The following is a 19,869-nucleotide window of genomic DNA, read 5'->3' as shown; positions in this document are numbered from 1 at the left end:
TACAAAAATTTCAGGAGAATAAAATGGCTAAAGTACTCAGTGGCGCAGGTCTGCGTGGCCAGGTAGCGGGCAAGACAGCTCTCTCGACTGTGGGTAAAACCGGTTCCGGTCTGACCTACCGTGGTTATGACATCAAGGATCTGGCCACCCATTGTCAATTTGAGGAAGTGGCCTATCTGGTCCTAAAAGGCAAACTGCCCAATCAGAGCGAACTGGATGCCTACAAGACTAAACTGAAGTCCCTGCGTGGCCTGCCTCAGGCCCTCAAAGATGTGCTTGAGCGTATTCCCGCCGATGCCCACCCCATGGATGTAATGCGTACCGGTTGTTCCATGCTGGGTAACCTGGAAACCGAGAAAGACTTCTCCGAGCAGGACGACGTGAGCGATCGGATGCTGGCTTGCTTTCCCAGTATCATTTGTTATTGGTATCGCTTCAGCCACGACGGCGTGCGTATCAATGTGGAAACCGATGACGACAGCATAGGTGCCCATTTCCTTAACCTGCTGCATGGCAAGAAGCCCAGGGAACTGTTTGAACAGGTTATGCATATTTCGCTGATCCTGTACGCCGAGCATGAGTTCAATGCCTCCACCTTTACCGCACGGGTCTGTGCCTCGACCCTGTCCGATATGCACTCCTGTATCACAGGAGCTATCGGCTCCCTTCGTGGCCCCTTGCACGGTGGGGCTAACGAGGCAGCCATGGAGTTAATTGAGCAGTTTGACAATCCTGACCATGCTGAGAGGGAAATGCTGGGTAAACTGGAGCGCAAGGAGAAGATCATGGGCTTCGGCCATGCCATCTACTCCGAGTCGGATCCGCGGAATGACATTATCAAGAAATGGTCAGAAAAACTGGCTAAAGAAGTGGGCGATAAGGTGCTGTATCCGGTTTCCGTGCGCTGTGAGGAAGTCATGTGGCGTGAGAAGAAGCTGTTCTGCAATGCTGATTTCTTTCATGCTTCGGCTTATCACTTTATGGGCATTCCCACCAAGTTGTTTACGCCCATCTTTGTCATGTCACGCCTGACCGGCTGGGCCGCCCATGTGATGGAGCAGCGCGCCGACAACCGCATTATCCGCCCATCGGCCGAGTATGTGGGGGAAGAGCCGCGCAAAGTACAGCCCATCGCAGAGCGTGACTAAAAACGAGACAAATTTCCCATGCCAAGACGCAGAGGCCCCGACTACCTTATCAGGCCAGTGTGGGTTCAGGGTCAAGGGGATCGCATTTAGAACTCTGTGCCTCGGCTTACAAAATGACGTCGTGTCTTAGCGATAAGAAAGACCAGATAAATAAGGGGAAGTAATGAATACCCAATACCGAATCGTCCTGCCCGGCACCGACCTGGACTTTTTTGATGTCCGCCAGGCGGTTAATGATATCAAGCCGGGCGCTTACGAGGGGCTGCCCTACACCTCCAGGGTACTGGCGGAAAACCTGGTGCGACGGGCCGAGCCTGAGTACCTGCGCGACTATCTCAGTCAGATTATCGAACGCAGGCGCGAACTGGACTTTCCCTGGTTTCCGGCCCGGGTGGTCTGCCATGACATTCTCGGTCAGACGGCTTTAGTGGATCTGGCCGGACTGCGCGATGCCATCGCCGATAAAGGAGGCGACCCGGCCAAGGTTAATCCTGTGGTGCCGACCCAGTTGATTGTCGATCACAGTCTTGCAGTGGAGCATGCGGGCTTTGAACCCAATGCCTTCGAGCAAAACCGTGCCATCGAGGACAGGCGCAACGAAGACAGATTTCACTTTATCAACTGGACTAAGACGGCGTTCAAAAACGTCGATGTGATCCAGCCCGGCAACGGCATCATGCACCAGATTAACCTGGAAAAGATGTCTCCCGTGGTACATGCCAAAGACGGCGTGGCCTTTCCTGACACATTGGTGGGCACCGACAGCCATACTCCTCATGTGGATGCCCTTGGGGTTATTGCCGTGGGCGTCGGCGGCCTGGAAGCCGAGAGTGTGATGTTGGGCCGTGCGTCCTGGATGCGCCTGCCGGATATTGTCGGCGTGGAACTGACCGGCAAACCCCAACCTGGTATTACCGCCACCGACATTGTGCTGGCCATTACCGAATTTCTGCGTGCCGAAAAAGTGGTGGGGGCCTATCTGGAATTCTACGGTGAGGGTGCCGCCGCCCTCACTCTGGGTGATCGGGCCACCATCTCCAACATGACCCCGGAATACGGTGCTACCGCTGCCATGTTCTACATCGATCAGCAGACCCTGGATTACCTGACGCTGACCGGACGAGACGACAAGCAGGTCAAACTGGTGGAGACCTACGCCAAAGCAGCCGGTCTTTGGGCCGACTGCCTGGAGAGGGCCGAATATGAGCGGGTGCTGAAGTTTGACCTGTCTTCGGTGGTCCGCAATATGGCCGGACCGTCCAATCCCCATGCCAGGGTAGCTACCACTGAGCTCGTTGCCCGCGGCATTGCCGGTCAGGTTGAACAGCCCCAGGATGGCAAAATGCCCGACGGGGCGGTAATTATCGCCGCCATCACCAGTTGTACCAATACCAGCAATCCCCGAAACGTGATTGCTGCGGGGCTCCTGGCCCGAAACGCCAATGCCAAAGGCCTGGTGCGTAAGCCGTGGGTGAAATCCTCCCTGGCCCCGGGTTCCAAGGCGGTACAGTTGTATCTGGAAGAAGCCAAATTACTGCCAGAGCTGGAAAAGCTGGGTTTTGGTATTGTCGGCTTTGCCTGTACCACCTGTAACGGCATGAGCGGCGCCCTGGACCCCACTATTCAGCAGGAAATCATCGAGCGGGATCTGTATGCCACGGCGGTGCTGTCCGGAAACCGTAACTTTGACGGGCGTATTCATCCCTATGCCAAACAGGCCTTCCTGGCATCCCCGCCATTGGTCATCGCCTATGCCATTGCCGGTACGGTGCGCTTCGATATCGAAAAAGACATTCTCGGCCATGACGATGATGGCAAGCCCGTGACCCTCAAGGACATCTGGCCATCGGATGAAGAAATCGATGCGGTCATCGCCCGGTCGGTAAAGCCTGAGCATTTCCGTAAAGTCTATGAGCCCATGTTTGATATCCAGGTTGATTTCGGTCAGCAGGTCAATCCTTTGTACGACTGGCGTCCGCAAAGTACTTATATCCGCCGTCCGCCATACTGGGAAGGGGCACTGGCCGGCGAGCGTAGCCTGAAGGGCATGCGTCCGCTGGCGGTGCTGGGGGATAATATCACCACAGATCACCTGTCCCCTTCCAATGCCATTATGGCTGACAGCGCAGCCGGTGAATACCTGGCCAAAATGGGCCTGCCGGAGGAAGACTTTAACTCCTATGCCACCCACCGGGGCGATCATCTGACCGCACAGCGTGCCACCTTTGCCAATCCCAAGCTGTTTAACGAAATGGTGATGGAAAACGGCAAGGTAAAGCAGGGTTCGCTGGCCAGAATTGAGCCGGAAGGCAAAGTTACCCGCATGTGGGAAGCCATCGAAGCGTATATGCAGCGCAAGCAGCCTTTGTGCATTATCGCCGGTGCAGATTACGGTCAGGGCTCGTCCCGCGACTGGGCGGCCAAGGGGGTGCGTCTGGCCGGCGTGGAAGCGATCGTCGCAGAAGGCTTCGAACGCATACACCGCACCAACCTGATTGGCATGGGCGTACTTCCGTTGGAGTTTATGCCAGGTACCAACCGCAAGACGCTGGATATAGACGGCACAGAGACTTTCGATGTGTCGGGAGAACCGGCGCCAGGTGCGACTCTGACTCTGGTGATCAATCGCAAGGAGAGTGAGCAGGTAGAGGTGCCGGTCAAATGCCGCCTGGATACTAAGGAAGAGGTGTCCATCTATGCAGCCGGCGGTGTACTGCAGCGCTTTGCCCAGGATTTCCTGGAGGCTGAGCAGGCATAACCGGGCTGGAGTTAGAACTAGAGCCGGATTAAGCCGACCATTTTTTGTTGGGTCAACCCCAGGGCTGCAGAGAATCCTGTTTAACACTCAGTGTTCTCTGTGTCCCTGTGGTCAACATATGTGATTACGGAGACTGAGTATGTTCAAGCCACAAGTGCGTATCCCTGCCACCTATATGCGAGGCGGTACGTCCAAAGGCGTGTTTTTCCGGCTTGAGGATTTGCCGCAGATCGCTCAGCAGCCAGGACCGGCCCGGGATGCCCTGCTGCTGAGGGTGATTGGCAGCCCGGATCCTTACGGCAAACATACGGACGGCATGGGTGGGGCAACCTCATCCACCTCCAAAACGGTTATCTTGAGCAAAAGCGATAAGGACGATCATGATGTGGATTACCTGTTCGGCCAGGTGTCCATCGACAAGCCTTTTATCGACTGGAGTGGTAACTGCGGAAATCTCACCGCTGCGGTCGGGGCCTTCGCCATCAGCAACGGCCTGGTGGGCAAGCATCGTCTTCCCGAGAATGGCTTGTGTACGGTGCGTATCTGGCAGGCCAATATCAGCAAGACTATCGTCGCCCATGTACCTATGACGCATGGGGAGGTGCAGGAAACCGGAGATTTTGAACTGGACGGGGTGACCTTTCCCGCTGCAGAGGTGCAGATTGAGTTTATGGATCCGGCCGATGGGGAAGGGGCCTTGTTTCCCACCGGTAATCTGGTGGATGAACTGCAGGTGCCGGGTATGGGTGCCTTACAGGCAACCCTGATAAACGCCGGTATTCCGACCATTTTTGTCAACGCCGAAGATATCGGCTATACGGGAACCGAATTACAAGAAGCCATCAACAACGACACCCAGGCCCTGGCCAGGTTCGAGGCCCTGCGTGCCCATGGGGCGGTGAAGATGGGCCTGATCAAAGACATTGAAGAGGCCGCAGCGCGCCAGCACACCCCAAAGATAGCCTTTGTGGCCAAGGCCAAAGACTACACCGCTTCCAGCGGACGTCAGGTCAAGGCCAAAGACGTCGACCTGCTGGTGCGCGCCCTGTCCATGGGCAAGCTGCATCATGCCATGATGGGGACGGCGGCGGTGGCCATCGGCACCGCAGCGGCCATTCCCGGCACCTTGGTGAACCTCGCGGCCGGTGGCGGCAATCGCAACCTGGTACGTTTTGGTCATCCTTCGGGCACCTTACAGGTGGGCGCCGAAGCGATACAACTTGACGGCGACTGGCAGGTGACCAAGGCCATTATGAGCCGTAGCGCACGGGTGCTGATGGAAGGGCAGGTGCGCGTGCCGGGGGATGCGTTCTGAGACCCCCTGTCAGCAAAAAGGCCCCCTGGGCAGCCTTTTTGCTGATCAAGGTCAGGAGTCATTGGCGGTTCTGATCACCAGCTTGCCGAAGTTTTCCCCTTTTAACAGACCGATAAAGGCCTTTGGTGCTTTTTCCAGCCCGTCCACCCTGTCTTCCTGGTAGTGGATTTTACCCTGTTCCAGCCAGTGAGACATTTCCTGACGGAAGGTCTGGTATTCCCCGCCGTAATGATCGGCAATAATAAAACCCTGCAGGCGGATGCGCTTTTTCAGCAGGATCCCCATGAGTTCGGGCACCCGGTCAGGTCCTTGGGGAAGCCCGGTGGCATTGTAGTGGGCAACCAGCCCACACAAAGGAATACGTGCACCCACATTGAGCAGGGGCAGTACGGCGTCGAACACCTTGCCGCCGACACTTTCATAGTAGATATCGATCCCGTCGGGACAGGCATCGGCCAGTTGTTGCGCAAAATCCTCTGTGTGGTGGTCGATACAGTCGTCAAAGCCCAGTGTTTCCATTGCATAACGACACTTTTTCTCGCCACCGGCCACCCCGATCACCTTGCAACCCTTTATCTTTCCTATCTGACCCACGGTGGAACCCACCGGGCCGGTGCAGGCGGCCACTACCAGTGTTTCGTCCTGTTGGGGCTGGCCGATACTGAGTAATCCCGTATAACCGGTAAAGCCGGGCATACCCAGTACACCCAGGTAATAAGAAGGATGCGAAGGCTCCCGGCCCAGTTTGTTCAGGTCCTTGCCATTGCTGACGGCATAATCCTGCCAGCCTCCTTGGGCCAGCACCCAGTCCCCCTGTTCGTAATCAGGATGTTTGGAGGCTGCTATTTTGCTCACTGTGCCACCTACCATTACCTCGCCAATTTCCACCGGCGGAGCATAGGAAGGTTCGTCGCTCATGCGACCGCGCATATAGGGATCCAGCGAAAGATAGATATTATGCAGCAGCACCTGTCCGTCACTGATCTCAGGCACAGGACTTTCTTGCAGGCGGAAGTTCTTTTCAACGGGCTCACCCTTGGGACGAGAATCGAGCAGGAAACGACGGTTGATGTTGTCTGATGCAGACATAGTGACTCCTTGTCATGGTGAGTGAGTATACAAGCTTAGACGACTCAGCCGACGCCATTGGACTGATTGGGATAAACCATCAGATTGAAATCGAATAAAAAAGGAGTGTCGTCACTATGGCGTGAAATCCTCTTAGCTCATCCACAGGTAATGGCTAAAGGATCTAATAACAAGTGCGTTCAGCGGCCGGGAGGCGTTCAATATTCGATTCGTTAATGTGATAAAAACAGCCAAGAGGCAACCGACTATTCCAAAATCTCCTTCACCCGCCCAACTTCCCCGGACGCCAGCCGGACCTTGATGCCGTGCGGATGGGTGGGGGAATTGGTGAGAATTTTTTCCACTATGCCTTCAGTGAGATCGCCGCTGCGTTGATCCTGTTTCTGCACGACGGCGACTTTCTGACCGGGTTTGATACTGGCGCGATGGTTACCCTTCATAAGTTTTCCTTACAGGCTGGTTTCCTGGCCGCCATAGCTGGCAGCCAGACTGTCGAGTTCCGAGCTGGTGGGATCAAAGCCGGTATCGGCGTATTGATAATCCACCCGCACACTCCTGTTGCCCCGGTGGTAGCGGGCCCGCACATCGGCCACCGGCCAATGTTTGAGTTCATTTAAAAACCGGTAAGCACGCTGCTCGTCGGGAAATTGATAGGCAATCTGTACCTGCATGCTTGTCTCTTATTGTTCTGATTCTGCTGCCGGCGGCAGGATAGTTTGCCAGGTCTTGGCCTGATCAGCATCTTCTATTACCAGTTCCACCACACTCAGGGGGGCCTCCGTGGGTAAAAGATCCAGTTCCAGCAGGCGCTGGTTTCTGAACAGGTGAACCTTTACCTTTTCATCCTTGGGCTGGCAGGACAGCAGTTTTTCCAGCTTCGCACTATCCAGCTTGACTGTATCCAGGGCGATGAGGACATCCCTGGCATTGATACCGGCTTGTTCGGCCGGTGAGTCCTCCAGTACCACCTGCACCTCAAGGCCCAGCGGATTGGCCTTGTAAAGGATACCCAGATAGGGATTGTGGCAGGCGGTTTCGGCGACCAGGGTATCGGTGAGCTTGGGTCTTTTAAGCTGTTGTTTTATGCCGAACCTGGCCAGCAGCCCGGACAGATCCAATGCTTCTGCCTGATGCAGCAGTTGCTGAAACTGATGATCAAGGCGCTCGCCAGTCAGCCGATTAAGCAACTGAACAAAATCCTGCTCACCGGTGCCCAGGCCCTTTTTACCGAAGCGCTGCCACAGGGCGCGCATCAAATCATCCAGACTGTGCCTGCCGGCGCTTTTGGCTCGGATGGTCAGATCCAGCCACAGGGCCAGCATTGAGCCTTTGGTGTAGTAACTGACTATATTGTTGATGGCATCCTCACCCTGCTGGTAGAACCTGGTCCAGCTATAGAAACTCGAATCGGCCACCGACAGCTTCTGCTGACCTTTGCCTCTATGGACCCGGGTCAGGGTCTTGCTTAAAAGACCCAGATAATCCTCAAAGCCGATAATACCGGTGCGATAGAGACTGAAATCGTCGTAGTAGGAGGTAATGCCTTCAAAAGCCCACAATTGACTGGTATAGGCCTCATGGCCGAGATCCGGAGCGATAAACTCCTTCGGCTTGATGCGACAGACATTCCAGGCATGGAAATATTCATGGGAAGCCAGGCTTAAAAATGTCTGGTAACCCTCGCTCATCTCATCGGGCCGGTTGATATTGGCAAAATCAAAGGGGGAGCAGAGCAGGGCGGTGGAGTTTTTATGCTCCAGACCGCCAAAACCATCAGGCAGGATATTGGTTAAGAACCAATATTCGGTAAAGGGCGGTTTTGCAGTTTCGGGTTCGAACAGACGGATATGGTGCTCGCAAAGTCTGGCTAGATCCTTTGCCACCCTGTCTTTGTCGGCGTACTGGCTGCCTGTCAGGATCAAATGGTGGGGGATGCCACAGACCTCAAACTCCAGCTTGTCAAAGGTGCCGATTTCCACTGGACAATCGATAAGTTCCGCGTAGTTACCCGCCAGATAAACCCCGAATTGGTATTTTCCGGTACTCTCAGCCCGTCGCAACCCTGTGGCTACCTGCCAGTCTGGTTTGTCGTCGGGCCGGTTAAGTGTCAGGGCATGGGGTAACTGCTCCAGTTCGGCCACCCGCAGAAATACACTGGTACCGTTGAAAAATGCCCGCTCATCATCCAGGTAAGCGGTCCGTACCGAGGTATCGAAGGCATAGACCTGGTAAGTCAGTTTGCAGGCCTGGCCATGGCAGGTCAGACGCCAGCTTTGCTTGTCTAGCTTTTCCAGGGGTAAGGATTCCCCTTTGGCATTTTCGGCACTGAGGCTGACAATATGCTTGGCAAAGTCACGAATCATATAGGAACCCGGGATCCAGGCCGGCAGGGAGATATGCAGGCTGTCCTTATTTTGTGCCGGGATCTGCAGGCTGATGTCATACAGATGGCGTTTTTTCTGGCTCAGGTCCAGTCGGTAATCTAATTGCATGGAAACCCTTGAAACGTGTCAGGCCCCTGCCGGCGCCTGTGAGAGAACATGACTTTCAAACCTTATTGTGCCCAGGGACGTTGTGTTCACCACAACATCAGGTTACATTGCTGTTCTAAGCGTTTGAAAACATAATAATAACAAACTCGAAACCGAATATCGCCCAGGCGGTGACATGGCAATCCTGAAAGAAAAAATCGGCCTATCCAACGAAGACCTTCGCAAGCTGCGCTCCATGCGTCCGGGCATGACGCTGGATATCCAGGTAAAATCCCCTACGGCCGCCAAACGTATTCGCACTGAATTTGTCGGCATGGACAGTACACGTTGCATGATTTTACGCCATCCTGACGAGTCTAAATGGGGGCCGCTTAAAGACGCCATCTATGCGGACAATACCATTATCGTGCGTTTTATCCTTGAAGATGAGACCGGCGAAGTGGTGGCTTTCAAGAGTAAAATCCTGCTGGTTGCCACCCGGCCTACTCATCTGTTGTTTATCAGCTTTCCCACTGCCATCCAGAATCAGGGCCTGCGTTCAGAAAAGCGCACCTTTACCCGTACGCCGGTGGAGCTGGCCGACGGCCAGACAGGCACGCCCCTGTTTGACGGTCTGGTGCTGGATATTTCGCCCAGCGGTTGCAGGCTTGGGGTGAAAAAGTCTGTACAGGGGGGGGTGAAATTGGCCGGCAAGCATCTGATTCTGACCATCAGGACAGGTAAGGAGCCTTATCGGATAAAGGGACAGGTGATGAATCACAAGGCCGACGAGACCACCAATTACTATGGCGTTAAATTTGAAGGTGATGAAGAGCTGGTTAACCAGCTTCTGGCAGAAATTATTATAGACTTCTGAGCAGCCGAGGCTGCCGGTTAAAAGGAGCGATCATGCGACAGATTGACAGGCTGCTGAACGAATATGGCCAGAGCCATACCAACCGAACCAATATCCTGATTCATGCCATTGCGGTACCGGCCATCTATTTTGTGACCGTGGGCCTGATCTGGTCAATTCCGGTGCCCGATTTTATCGCTTACTTCGGCGCCACCTGGGCCCATGTGCTGATGATACCGGTGCTCTACTACTACTTCCGTTTGTCCGGCCCCATAGGCGCGGCTATGACCCTGTTGTCTATTCTGACATTCCTGGGCATCCGGTTACTGGTTTATCTGGATATTTCCGTCTGGCAGTTTTGTCTGGCGCTGTTTGTGGTCATGTGGATTTTGCAGTTTATCGGCCATCATATTGAAGGTAAGAAGCCCTCCTTTTTTAAGGATGTTCAGTTTTTGCTGGTGGGACCTGCCTGGTGGTGGGTGCACTGGTTAAAGCGCATGAATATCTCCTACTAGCATCAATCGGTAACCAAAATAGCCCTGCGTGCGGCAGATGACGCCAGGGCTACGACCAAAGGCACCTTGTGCTGCTGCGGTTTTCCGTATAATTCAGATAGTTGTTACATCTCCATGCAGCTGAGAGGCGGGCTTGATCCACTGGCAAAAACTGTTTGAAGACAAAGAGCGTCAGTTCTGGCTGTTGCATACCTGCGGTTGGATTGGTTTTGCCCTGGTTTACTATCTGGGTTCCTTTTTGCACGACATGCGCAACATTTGGTTGTTCGTCATTCTGCTCAATGCCTACGCGGGCTGGCTGATCACCATTCCCCTGCGTTACCTGTTCCGTTACCTGTGGAAGCTGGAACCCTGGCTGATGGTATTACTGGCGCTGGCCAGTTCCTATGTGGTGGGCGCCCTGTGGGCGGTGGTGAAGAACATCAACTACTGGGAGATCTACAAACACGGTTACCGGCCCGATGAATGGCTCTATTATTTCAGCAACAGTGTGGACTCTTTTTCAGTGATCGTCTGCTGGAGTGGCTTGTACTTCGGTATTAAATACTACCAACTGCTGCAGCAGGAAAAACAGAATGCTCTGAAAGCCTCGACCATGGCCCACCAGGCCCATCTGAAAATGCTGCGTTATCAGCTCAATCCGCATTTTTTATTCAATACCCTCAACGCCATTTCCACCCTGGTATTGATTAAGGAAAACGAGACAGCCAATGCCATGGTCAGTCGCCTGAGTGACTTTTTGCGCTATTCTCTGGATAAGGATCCCATCAAGAGGGTGCCGCTGGAGCAGGAAATTCAGGCCATCGACTTATATCTGGATATAGAGAAGGTTCGCTTTGAGGACCGTCTGACGGTGATCTGGGACGTGGCCCCTGACAGCCGTCAGGCGCTGGTGCCGAGTCTGATCCTGCAGCCTTTGATTGAGAACGCCATCAAGTATGCTATCGCCCGGACCGAGGAAGGCGGTACTATCAGTATCCATGCCAAATTCTTTGGTCAGGATCTGCTGATAGAGGTGGCCGACAACGGTCCCGGTGCAAATATTGTCGATGGCCAGTTACAGCGTCATGGCGGAGTGGGGTTGCCCAACATCAGGGAGCGGCTGCAATCTTTGTACGGCAATAATTTTTCCTTCGTGATCGCCCACAATAAACCGTCGGGCGTCAAAATCAGTATCAGAATTCCCTATCAGGTAGGTCAGGATGCAAACCAGGATTAGAACCATCATAGTTGACGACGAACCCCTGGCGAGACGGGGGTTGGCCGTCAGACTGTCAGATTATGACAGTATCGAATTGATCGACGAGTGCAAGAACGGTACCGAGGCGGTGGAGAAGATCAGCCGCCTCAAGCCGGATCTGGTGTTTCTGGATATCCAGATGCCTGGCCTGAATGGTTTTCAGGTCATCAATCACCTGCAGGAAAAGCTCAATACCCTGCCGTTGATTATTTTTGTCACCGCCTATGACACTTATGCCATCAAGGCTTTCGATGTGCATGCCCTGGATTATGTACTCAAGCCCGTGGACGACAAGCGCCTCAAGGGAGCCATCGAGAGGGTGAGCCGGTATCTGGAGATGCACCAGGAAGGGGCGCACAAGGAACAACTGGCCAGGCTGATGGCGGACATGACGGGTGATGATTGCGAAGAGATACTGCGTCGCCTGGCTGAAGGGGAGCCGTTAAGCCAGTATCCGGATATCCTGGCCATCAAGGACGGCAATGAAATTACCCGGGTGCCGGTGGCAGATATCCAGTGGATCGATGCAGCCGGCGACTATATGTGTGTGCACGCCGCCGGCGGCACCCATATCATGCGCCGCACCATGAAAGAACTGGAAGACGAGTTGGATCCCCGGCGCTTTGTGCGGGTACATCGCAGCGCCATAGCCAATATCCAGTACGTCAACAAACTCGTCAGCCATGTCAGCGGCGAGTATCACCTGGTCCTGCATAACGGCACAGAGCTGAAAGTCAGCCGCAGCCACAGGGACAGGGTCAAATCCATGATCAACCAATAACCGTGAAGCTCCGCAAGCCCCTGCTGCTGGCAGCCAAAGGCGGTGGCTCGGCCATTGTTGAGGCGCAGTTCGCCCATTATGGACTGGACGTAGACCTGGAGTATATCGACTGGGACCATCTGCGCGATGATGCCGGGCGGCTCAAACAGGTAAATCCACTGATGGAGGTGCCTACTCTGGTACTACCATCCGGACAAGTCATTTCCGAGTCTGCCGCCATTACCCTTTATCTGGCCGATGTGTATCCGCTACGCAGCTTGTTACCGGCACCAGAGGACGCCCATAGAGCTGAGTGTCTGCGTTGGCTGATGTGGCTGGTGTGCGCCGTCTATCCGACTTTTACCTACGGCGATCATCCTGAACGTTTCGTTGATAAAGCGGTGGCCGGGCAATTGAAGCTCAGCACAGACAAGCGCCGCGAAGTCCTCTGGCAACAATTCGAAACCCAGATCGATCCTGGCCCTTACGCACTGGGTAAAGATTTGGGCGCCCTGGATCTGTACCTGGCGGTTATGTGTTGCTGGCGCCCCGGTCCGGCATGGTTTGCCGAGCATTGCCCGAAGATGTACTCGGTGGCGGCCAGGGTTGCGGCACTGGCGCAGTTCCAGCCCGTGTGGCAACGAAACAGACTGACCTGGTAACTGTCCACTCTGGCCGCTTCGGTATCAGGCGCCGTTACGGCTGGTTTGATTGCTTTCTTGCTGCAGCTCGGCGGTCGCCAGAGGAATGCGGATAAAGAAGCAGGTCCCGTTACCCGGCTCGCTGCGACAATCTATGCTGCCCTCCAGTTGCTGGATCACCAGGTTATAGATAATGTGCATGCCAAGGCCGCTGCCGAACTTGTCCGCCCGGGTAGTAAAAAAGGGGGCGAAGATTTGTTCACGCACTGTGGGTTCCATCCCGCAGCCGTTATCACAGACGCTTAGCAGCAACTGCGTATCTTCCCTGCACAGGCTGATATCGATCACTCCCTGCATGTCCTTGTTGAATGCATGGTAGAGGGCGTTGTCGATAAGCTGGGTGAGGATCTGGGTCAGGGCGCCGGGAGGCGCATACAGGCTGATGGGACCATCGCACTGGAGTCTGATCTGGTGGGGAGTCGATTCGGTCCGTGAACGCAGCGACAACAGGATATTTTGCACGTATTCAGCGGCATCGAACAGGCGTTTGTTCTGATCCTGGTTATCCACCGCCACTTGTTTGAAACTGCTGATAAGCTCTGTGGCCCTATTCAGATTGATGTTGATCAGATCGGCGCTGGCGAGGATTTTCTCGTAGGATTCCTCGAACTCGCCGCGGGTGACCTTGCCATCATGGGCTTTGTCGTGAATCTCCCTGGCGGTCAGGGCCAGCATAGAGGCCGCGGTGACGCAGACACCCAGTGGGGTGTTGATCTGATGGGCCACTCCGGCGACCAGGCGGCCGAGTGCGGCATGTTTTTCGTTCTGGACAAGTTGCTGCTGGGTTTGGCGAAGCTTTTCAAGGGATTCGGTGACTTCCCGGGTCTTAGATTCCAGCTCACGGGTGCGCAGCGCGACCTTTTGTTCCAAAGCCGCGTTGAGCCGGTTGATTTGCCGCTCTGAGCGTCTCAGTTTGGCATTGGTGTCGGTGATTTCGTTTACATAGGTTTTGATCTGCAGATAGACATCATTCAGGGCCCTGATGATGGGAGTGAACTCATTGACTTTGTCATACTCCACCTGTTTGAGCTGCACATGCTGTTCTTTGTCATAGCTGATGGAATGGCGGATAGTTTTCAGAACCTCATCGAACGGGCTGAACAGTACCCGCAGGATGAAGATCATTATCAGGATAAAGGCCAGTCCAATGGCGGCGCCGGTGAACAGAGTCAGCCTGGAAACCTGCTCAATCTGACGGCGCAGATCGCCAATCGGAACCAGCGACCCCACTATAAAGCCGTGTTCGGTGACCTGATAAAAAACTTGCTGAATGTCTTCCAGTCCCGGGACCCGGACCGTATCAGACAGGCCGATAAACTGATTGAGCCTGTTGTCCGCCAGCAGCGGCGCCGCCCAGTTCAGCCCACCGGCCGATTGCATAATCAGGCTGGCATCCAGCGGATAGCTGAGGATCAGTCCGGATTGCTGGTGAATCAAAAAAGGGGTGGAACCAGGCGAGACCTTGATGGTATCCAAGAAGGCGGTCATTTCATGTAGTGACCAGTCCACCGTGGCCATGCCCAATGGCTGGCGATCAGAATCAAGCATTACCGCATCTACCGTCATCATCAGGGAAAAGCTGCCGGCGTCATCCCGGTATGGTGCTGTCCAGAACACCGGCCGGTACCGGGACTGCTGCCTGCCCCAGTCGTTGTCCCTGGCCAGTCTGTACCAGCCCTGATTCAGATAGTCATAATCCTGACGGCTTAAATCCCAGGTGAACTTTACCTGTTCGTTCTGTTTGAAGACATAAGGCCCATAATAGCGGTGACGCTGATCCATGCGGTTGGCTTCGTACCACAGGCCGCCACCAATGGCCTGGGGGAAGCTGGCAAACTGCTTTTCCAGCAAGCGCCGGGACAATACATTGATGTCCTCCAGGGACAGGGTATCTGACTGACGAAGCAGGTACAGCTCCTCGCCCTGGAGGGCCAGGTCCGTGGCTTTCTGTTCCATCAGCCCGATGAGGCTGTCTATGCGACTGGTACTCCTGGCAAAGACAGCCTGGATTTCACTCTGCTTGAAATCATCCAGGGCCTCCTTGTAGATAAGACCGGCGAACAGCTGCAAGGTGGTGTACGCCACAACCTCAAAGAGTATGACGAAGACCAGGATGCGGGTCTTGATATTCATGAGGCTACCCGGCTGCCAGCGAAGGGGCAATTTTGCAATCTACTGCTCCCGGGCTTTTTTCCACATCTCCTTGTAGATATTGCGTGTACGTGTGCTCAGGGGCTGCCAGAACATTTCTTCGACAAAGAAGCTTTCATCACCGACCCGTTTCGCCCTGGCTGTATCGTCATCAAGCAGCTCGGCGGTCTTGCCGTTGACTATGATAGAGCCGTACATCTCCAGGATTTTTTTCTGGATGGGTTCGCTGATCATAAAATCCATCAGCAGGTATGCCGCTTTAAGCTTCTCGCCCTCCACGTCCTTGCCAATGGCCATGGTGTCCAGCCATACAGTCTGCCCCTCCCTGGGATTTGCCAGACGCCAGTTCTGGCCCTGATCATTGGCGGCAGCCACGCCAAACCAATAGGTGGTCACATAGCGCAAGTCTTTCATCTTATCCGGATCGGCCATGCCTCCCCAGAAGGAGCCGGCATTCTGTACCAACTGATTGAGCTTTTGTTGCACTTGATCCTGGTTGAACTGGCCACTGTCCACATCGTAGAAACTTTGTGGCGGATAGCCCAGAGCCAGCATGGTCAGGTACAGATTGGCTTCAAACTGATCTTCGGTTACCGCATAGCGACCTTTGTTGGCCGGATCCCACAACACCTGCCAGGAATCAGGCTCGCTGACCTTGTCCTGATTAAAAGCCAGACCATAAGAACCGCCCAGCAGGGGTACTGAATACTTGCTGCCCTGCAGTTTGTCATAGCTGGCATTTTTCAGCGAATCGAGCAATTTGGCATAGTTGTGCAACTGACCATAGTCCAGGGGTTGCAGCACCTGGAACAGCTTGTCCTGGTTCATCTTGTAGTAGTTGTGGGTGGGGGTGACCAGATCGGCCTTTCTGGCCCGCAGCTCCTTGAATATCTGCTCGCTGTTGGTGATATAGGGGGTGATGATCTTCAGTTCCACGTCCATGCCTTTATCCCTGGCATACTGGCGGAATTCGTCGGCAAAGGGACTGATATAGCCTTCCCATTCCAGCACATTGAGAGTGACTTTGGCCCAGACGCTGCCAGACAGGCAGATGAACACCATCAACCCTAATATTCTGCTTTGCATTTTTTGCTCCTCTTTACAGTCGACAAGTAATGATGCGTCCTGCAAATAAGGGCGACCTTGCGATCGGCCTGCGTTTAGTCAGGCCTTAAACTGTTTTGCCAGCCCACTTAACTGTTCGGCATTGTCATTCATACGCTGCGAGCTGTGGGTCATTTCCTCCAACTGATGCAGACTGTCATGCCCGGCGCTGACAATACGGTTGACGTTGTGGCTGAGTTCCTCGGCCACTGCACTTTGCTGCTCGACGGCCGTGGCAATCTGAGTGGCCATGGTGGTAATTTGTTCGGTGGAATTCAGGATACCTTTGATAGACTCGCCCGAACTGCGGGCGTTTTCTACCGATTCCTTACTTTGTGCCTGGCTTCGCTCCATCACCTGGACGGCAGACTTGGCACTGTTTTGCAGCTTCTCGATAGTGGACTGGATCTGCGCGGTGCTTTCCTGTGTGCGGCTCGCCAGTGCCCGGACTTCATCGGCCACTACAGCAAAACCGCGGCCCTGATCCCCGGCCCGCGCGGCTTCTATAGCCGCATTCAGGGCCAGCAGGTTGGTCTGTTCGGCAATACTGCGAATGACCTCCAATACCGAGACAATGCCTTCCACATCGCTTTCCAGTGAGCCCACCACGCCGGTGGCCTGATTTAACTGTTCAGACAGTTTATTGATGGATGAGACTGAGGTTTTGATGATATCGGACACCTTTCTGGCATCGTCGCTGACATGATCGGCCGCATCCGCTGTCAATTGCACATTCTGGGCGATTTCCTTGGCCGATGACGACATCTGGGTAATGGCGGCCGCCACCTGGTCAGTTTCAATCTGCTGTTTCTCGAGATGTCCCTGACCGGCGCTTGTTCCGTCCCTCACATCCTGTGCAATGGCCAGGGTTTGCGCCACCACCTCTTTCATGCTTTGCACAAGGTGTTGGATCTTCTCAACAAAGGCGTTGAAAGAGGAGGCAACCACGCCGATTTCATCATCCCGTTTGACTCTCAGTCTCTGGGTCAGATCCCCTTCACCCCGAGCGATATTCTCAAGGGCATTGGCCACTTCTGACAAAGGGGCGATAACCAGCTTGTTGAACAGCAGGTATAGGGCGCCGATCAGCAGGATGGCCAGCAGCAGGCCTTTGATAAGGGCATTGACGGCCAGATTGCGGAGCTGCTCTTCGATGCCGCTGTTGTCGATGTATACCCGTACCTGACCCAGCTCGGTGACATTACCCCCTTCATCATAAGACAAGGGCACGGAGCGATATTCTTCCGTGGCCTTACCCTGGGATTCGATGACCATTTCCTGACTGTCGTTATATATCTGCAGCAGTGCCACTTCTTCGGCCTTGTGCTCTGAGTCCAGAATCCGCTGCATCTGATCCTGTTCGAAGTTCCACATGGCTGCGGGCAGGCTGAGTTGCAGACGTGCCTCCATCAGGCTGAGCTGGGTTTGCTGGCGCGACTTCAGCCGTTTGCTCTGCACCTGATAGTCGTAGACGCCGAATGCCAGCACTACGACTATAACCACGGACAGGGCCGCAGCGATCAACTTAAAGGAAATGGATTGGGTCAATTTCATCTCTACCACTCACTGTTTCACAACCGGCGGCCCTATGCAGGAGTAACGCCTCGAAGAGCTTCTGAACATGACCGGCAACATGCCAGCCTGAACCCTATTTTTCTGAGCTTTGCAGATAACTCTGCATAATGGCTTGGGCGTCTATCTTGTCCAGTCCCTGGTTAAAAATAGTCAGCCATTTCTGTCCCTCGGGAGAGTGTTTAAAAGCGATATGCAGATCTTTGTTGACCAGCAGCTTGCTGTTCATCTGCACCTTGCCCTGCATGGCTTTAAGGCTGGGATCATTCTTCAGCAGATAGCTAAGCACATTGGCGTCAATGACCGCTGCATCCACACGACCCGCCCCGACTTTGAGAACATTCTTGTCGTCCGACACTACCGCCTGGGCCCTGATTTCACCACTGGCGATCTTGGCATCCAGTTCCTCAGTGTTCACATAGTCCTGCACGATACCAATACTGTATTGACTCAGATCCGCTACAGAAGTCCAGGTGATAGGGCTGGCAGTATTTTCAACTAGGCCGAGAGGTCCCTGACCCATAGGCTTGGAAAACAGGAATTCGTCTGACTCGTAGTGATATTCGGGGAAATAGCCCACATATTTGCTGTTGGCGTCTCCCGCCAGTTTCACTGCCCGGCTCCAGGGGAAAAAATCCACCACCAGCTCATGGCCCATGCTGGCAAAGGCCGCTCTGGCAACGGCCACTGAGGCACCTTGCTTGGGTAGGCCTTTCTCAGCGTAGGGCGGCCAGCTCAGTGAGGTAAGGTGCACGGTTTCAGCCTGCAAGCCGAGACTGAACAGGCTGACAAAGACAAAGGCGGCAAGGGTTTTCATGACCGGCTCCTTCTAAAAAGTAAAGGTCCGACCGACTGTCAGCAGGACAGTGGTATCTCCATATGTATCCAGATCCGTTCCGTGGACTCCCAGTGACATATCGAACCCGGAATAGTGATAATTGACTGTAGCCTGCCAGTGGTAATAATGTTTCTTGCCTGCTTCCCACTCATACTTGTCCTCGTCTAGGCTCACCGAACGGTCGACGCCGAACAGCAATGAGGTCGCTTCGTTCAATTCCAGGCTGTGATTGAGCATGATGATATAGTGGCCCGCATCTGTGCCGAAATAATCCCAGCTATACCAGAAATTGAGTTCCGTATTGCCGATGCCCCACTTGACGTAGGCTTCCGGGTAATTGCCGTCGCTGCTGTAGTCGGCCCCGTGATAGGTGTATTGGGCAAGGCCGATATCCAGACTCATGTTTTCGCTCAGGTCCTGGTAGTAACCTGCATAAAGGTCCACTTCGAGATTGGTGTCGTCACCAAAATCCACATTCGAACCCCAGGCTCCGGCGTACCAGCCGGATTCTCCTGCCCAGTCCAGACTTGCCTGCAATGCGGGATTTTCATCAGTCTGTGAGACCCCGTTGAACAAATAATCGCTGGCAAGGGTGACAGTGGAGGACCATTCGGCCATGGCGGTAGGGGCGCAGGAGACAAGAAACAGTAAGGGAAGTGTTGTGTGCCGCATAATATTGTTTCCCAAGGTGTTTTCTCACTAATTATAGTGCAGTTTTTCAGAACGCAAGCTTTTTGCCAAAAACAAACGGAAAAACCTTTAGGTAAGCATTAGTTATTAAAAAACAATGGTTTATGAAATGTTATGAATATATATACATAGGTGTGAATGGCGTGCTAGGGGAAATCCAGGGCCGGCTGTATGATTCGCGCCGTCAAGATTTGAACCCCACTTTTAAGAGGCTTGCTTCCATGAAAAAATCCGCTATCGCCTGTGTGTTGAGTCTGTCCGCCCTGCTGGTCGCTCCGGGCAGTTTTGCCGATATCAACGCCGATCTGCAGAATATCTGCACCATCGTTAAGAACGACGACAAGAGCGAGCTGCGTAAGAAGGTTAAGCAGGTTCAGGATGACTACAATCTGCGTCTTGGAGACTACTATGATGGCGTAAGTTGTGGCGGTGTGAGCCTGATCCGCTACTCCATGCAGAACAATGCTGCTGAAGTGGGCACCTTCATGATCAAGAAGATGAGCAAGGATGACCTGATAAAGACCGAAAAAGACGGTATGGCGCTGCCGCAGTGGGCTGAAGCCAATGGTCACATCAATACAGCCATCGGTCAGGAACTGCTGTCCCGTATCAGTTAATTCTGTTTGCTGCCAGCAGGTGGCAGACGGCGTAAAGAGTCTAG

Annotated in this window: 18 protein-coding genes; 9 read left to right on the top strand and 9 right to left on the bottom strand. The window is 54.0% G+C overall.

From position 1 onward, the window contains the following. Positions 1-23 precede the first annotated feature (23 nt). The 3 genes from prpC (at position 24) to prpF (ending at position 5,221) form a co-directional block, all read left to right on the top strand. Positions 24-1,148 carry a bifunctional 2-methylcitrate synthase/citrate synthase gene (prpC, locus tag J0A66_RS04800; protein WP_206572646.1) on the top strand — a complete coding sequence of 375 codons (1,125 nt, stop codon included), beginning with the start codon at positions 24-26 and terminating at the stop codon, positions 1,146-1,148. 163 nt (positions 1,149-1,311) lie between these two features. Continuing rightward, positions 1,312-3,906, top strand: a complete 2,595-nt coding sequence (gene acnD / locus J0A66_RS04795; RefSeq protein ID WP_206572645.1) for a Fe/S-dependent 2-methylisocitrate dehydratase AcnD — start codon at positions 1,312-1,314, stop codon at positions 3,904-3,906. A gap of 139 nt (positions 3,907-4,045) precedes the next feature. After that, the gene (gene prpF / locus J0A66_RS04790; RefSeq protein WP_206572644.1) at positions 4,046-5,221 is read left to right on the top strand and encodes a 2-methylaconitate cis-trans isomerase PrpF; all 1,176 of its coding nucleotides are present in this window, start codon (positions 4,046-4,048) and stop codon (positions 5,219-5,221) included. Positions 5,222-5,272: 51 nt separating this feature from the next. Here the strand turns inward: prpF and curA are convergent, their stop codons facing one another. From curA to J0A66_RS04770, 4 genes are all read right to left on the bottom strand, one after another. Further along, on the bottom strand, positions 5,273-6,310 hold the full coding sequence (curA, locus tag J0A66_RS04785) for an NADPH-dependent curcumin/dihydrocurcumin reductase (protein ID WP_206572643.1): 1,038 nt from the start codon (positions 6,308-6,310) through the stop codon (positions 5,273-5,275). 245 nt (positions 6,311-6,555) lie between these two features. Then, entirely contained in the window at positions 6,556-6,750 is a 195-nt protein-coding gene (locus tag J0A66_RS04780) for a YwbE family protein (RefSeq protein WP_206572642.1), read from the bottom strand. Between the two features lie 9 nt (positions 6,751-6,759). Further along, positions 6,760-6,981 (bottom strand): hypothetical protein, encoded by a 222-nt coding sequence (locus tag J0A66_RS04775; protein WP_206572641.1) that lies wholly within the window; start codon positions 6,979-6,981, stop codon positions 6,760-6,762. A gap of 9 nt (positions 6,982-6,990) precedes the next feature. Next, entirely contained in the window at positions 6,991-8,802 is a 1,812-nt protein-coding gene (locus J0A66_RS04770) for a M61 family metallopeptidase (RefSeq protein ID WP_206572640.1), read from the bottom strand. A gap of 175 nt (positions 8,803-8,977) precedes the next feature. On the opposite strand from J0A66_RS04770, the gene J0A66_RS04765 reads away from it, so the two are divergent. The 5 genes from J0A66_RS04765 (at position 8,978) to J0A66_RS04745 (ending at position 12,814) form a co-directional block, all read left to right on the top strand. Then, positions 8,978-9,658 (top strand): flagellar brake domain-containing protein, encoded by a 681-nt coding sequence (locus tag J0A66_RS04765; protein ID WP_206572639.1) that lies wholly within the window; start codon positions 8,978-8,980, stop codon positions 9,656-9,658. 32 nt (positions 9,659-9,690) lie between these two features. Beyond that, complete coding sequence (locus J0A66_RS04760) at positions 9,691-10,152, top strand: Mpo1 family 2-hydroxy fatty acid dioxygenase (protein ID WP_206572638.1); 462 nt, start codon at positions 9,691-9,693, stop codon at positions 10,150-10,152. Between the two features lie 136 nt (positions 10,153-10,288). Then, positions 10,289-11,371 (top strand): sensor histidine kinase, encoded by a 1,083-nt coding sequence (locus J0A66_RS04755; protein WP_439098861.1) that lies wholly within the window; start codon positions 10,289-10,291, stop codon positions 11,369-11,371. Beyond that, positions 11,355-12,173 (top strand): LytR/AlgR family response regulator transcription factor, encoded by an 819-nt coding sequence (locus tag J0A66_RS04750; protein WP_206572636.1) that lies wholly within the window; start codon positions 11,355-11,357, stop codon positions 12,171-12,173. Before J0A66_RS04755 ends, J0A66_RS04750 begins: the two co-directional genes overlap by 17 nt. 2 nt (positions 12,174-12,175) lie before the next feature. After that, entirely contained in the window at positions 12,176-12,814 is a 639-nt protein-coding gene (locus J0A66_RS04745) for a glutathione S-transferase N-terminal domain-containing protein (RefSeq protein WP_206572635.1), read from the top strand. A gap of 24 nt (positions 12,815-12,838) precedes the next feature. Here J0A66_RS04745 and J0A66_RS04740 read toward each other — a convergent pair whose 3' ends face one another. The 5 genes from J0A66_RS04740 to J0A66_RS04720 all read right to left on the bottom strand — a co-directional run bounded on the left by J0A66_RS04740 (position 12,839) and on the right by J0A66_RS04720 (position 19,190). Then, positions 12,839-14,986 carry a sensor histidine kinase gene (locus tag J0A66_RS04740; RefSeq protein ID WP_206572634.1) on the bottom strand — a complete coding sequence of 716 codons (2,148 nt, stop codon included), beginning with the start codon at positions 14,984-14,986 and terminating at the stop codon, positions 12,839-12,841. A gap of 39 nt (positions 14,987-15,025) precedes the next feature. Further along, entirely contained in the window at positions 15,026-16,090 is a 1,065-nt protein-coding gene (locus J0A66_RS04735; protein ID WP_206572633.1) for an ABC transporter substrate-binding protein, read from the bottom strand. Between the two features lie 78 nt (positions 16,091-16,168). Then, on the bottom strand, positions 16,169-17,662 hold the full coding sequence (locus J0A66_RS04730; RefSeq protein WP_206572632.1) for a methyl-accepting chemotaxis protein: 1,494 nt from the start codon (positions 17,660-17,662) through the stop codon (positions 16,169-16,171). A 94-nt stretch (positions 17,663-17,756) separates the two neighbouring features. Further along, positions 17,757-18,497, bottom strand: a complete 741-nt coding sequence (locus J0A66_RS04725; protein WP_206572631.1) for a substrate-binding periplasmic protein — start codon at positions 18,495-18,497, stop codon at positions 17,757-17,759. Positions 18,498-18,509: 12 nt separating this feature from the next. Further along, positions 18,510-19,190, bottom strand: coding sequence for a TorF family putative porin (locus J0A66_RS04720; protein ID WP_206572630.1), 681 nt, complete (start codon positions 19,188-19,190; stop codon positions 18,510-18,512). Between the two features lie 239 nt (positions 19,191-19,429). On the opposite strand from J0A66_RS04720, the gene J0A66_RS04715 reads away from it, so the two are divergent. Then, positions 19,430-19,825 (top strand): DUF3718 domain-containing protein, encoded by a 396-nt coding sequence (locus J0A66_RS04715; RefSeq protein ID WP_206572629.1) that lies wholly within the window; start codon positions 19,430-19,432, stop codon positions 19,823-19,825. Positions 19,826-19,869: the final 44 nt, after the last annotated feature.

It is taken from the genome of Bowmanella dokdonensis, from assembly GCF_017254865.1.
Lineage (GTDB): Bacteria > Pseudomonadota > Gammaproteobacteria > Enterobacterales > Alteromonadaceae > Bowmanella > Bowmanella dokdonensis.
The sequence above is the reverse complement of the archived record's forward strand: the minus strand, read 5'-3'. Positions and strand labels throughout refer to the sequence as shown.

Excerpts from the sequence above, each read along its gene's own strand:
- J0A66_RS04770 (WP_206572640.1), bottom strand. The coding sequence starts at position 8,802 with ATGCAATTAGATTACCGACTGGACCTGAGCCAGAAAAAACGCCATCTG.
- curA (WP_206572643.1), bottom strand. The coding sequence starts at position 6,310 with ATGTCTGCATCAGACAACATCAACCGTCGTTTCCTGCTCGATTCTCGT.
- J0A66_RS04780 (WP_206572642.1), bottom strand. The coding sequence starts at position 6,750 with ATGAAGGGTAACCATCGCGCCAGTATCAAACCCGGTCAGAAAGTCGCC.
- J0A66_RS04715 (WP_206572629.1), top strand. The coding sequence starts at position 19,430 with ATGAAAAAATCCGCTATCGCCTGTGTGTTGAGTCTGTCCGCCCTGCTG.
- J0A66_RS04730 (WP_206572632.1), bottom strand. The coding sequence starts at position 17,662 with ATGAAATTGACCCAATCCATTTCCTTTAAGTTGATCGCTGCGGCCCTG.
- prpC (WP_206572646.1), top strand. The coding sequence starts at position 24 with ATGGCTAAAGTACTCAGTGGCGCAGGTCTGCGTGGCCAGGTAGCGGGC.
- prpF (WP_206572644.1), top strand. The coding sequence starts at position 4,046 with ATGTTCAAGCCACAAGTGCGTATCCCTGCCACCTATATGCGAGGCGGT.
- J0A66_RS04775 (WP_206572641.1), bottom strand. The coding sequence starts at position 6,981 with ATGCAGGTACAGATTGCCTATCAATTTCCCGACGAGCAGCGTGCTTAC.
- J0A66_RS04750 (WP_206572636.1), top strand. The coding sequence starts at position 11,355 with ATGCAAACCAGGATTAGAACCATCATAGTTGACGACGAACCCCTGGCG.
- J0A66_RS04740 (WP_206572634.1), bottom strand. The coding sequence starts at position 14,986 with ATGAATATCAAGACCCGCATCCTGGTCTTCGTCATACTCTTTGAGGTT.
- J0A66_RS04735 (WP_206572633.1), bottom strand. The coding sequence starts at position 16,090 with ATGCAAAGCAGAATATTAGGGTTGATGGTGTTCATCTGCCTGTCTGGC.
- J0A66_RS04725 (WP_206572631.1), bottom strand. The coding sequence starts at position 18,497 with ATGAAAACCCTTGCCGCCTTTGTCTTTGTCAGCCTGTTCAGTCTCGGC.
- J0A66_RS04760 (WP_206572638.1), top strand. The coding sequence starts at position 9,691 with ATGCGACAGATTGACAGGCTGCTGAACGAATATGGCCAGAGCCATACC.
- acnD (WP_206572645.1), top strand. The coding sequence starts at position 1,312 with ATGAATACCCAATACCGAATCGTCCTGCCCGGCACCGACCTGGACTTT.
- J0A66_RS04765 (WP_206572639.1), top strand. The coding sequence starts at position 8,978 with ATGGCAATCCTGAAAGAAAAAATCGGCCTATCCAACGAAGACCTTCGC.
- J0A66_RS04720 (WP_206572630.1), bottom strand. The coding sequence starts at position 19,190 with ATGCGGCACACAACACTTCCCTTACTGTTTCTTGTCTCCTGCGCCCCT.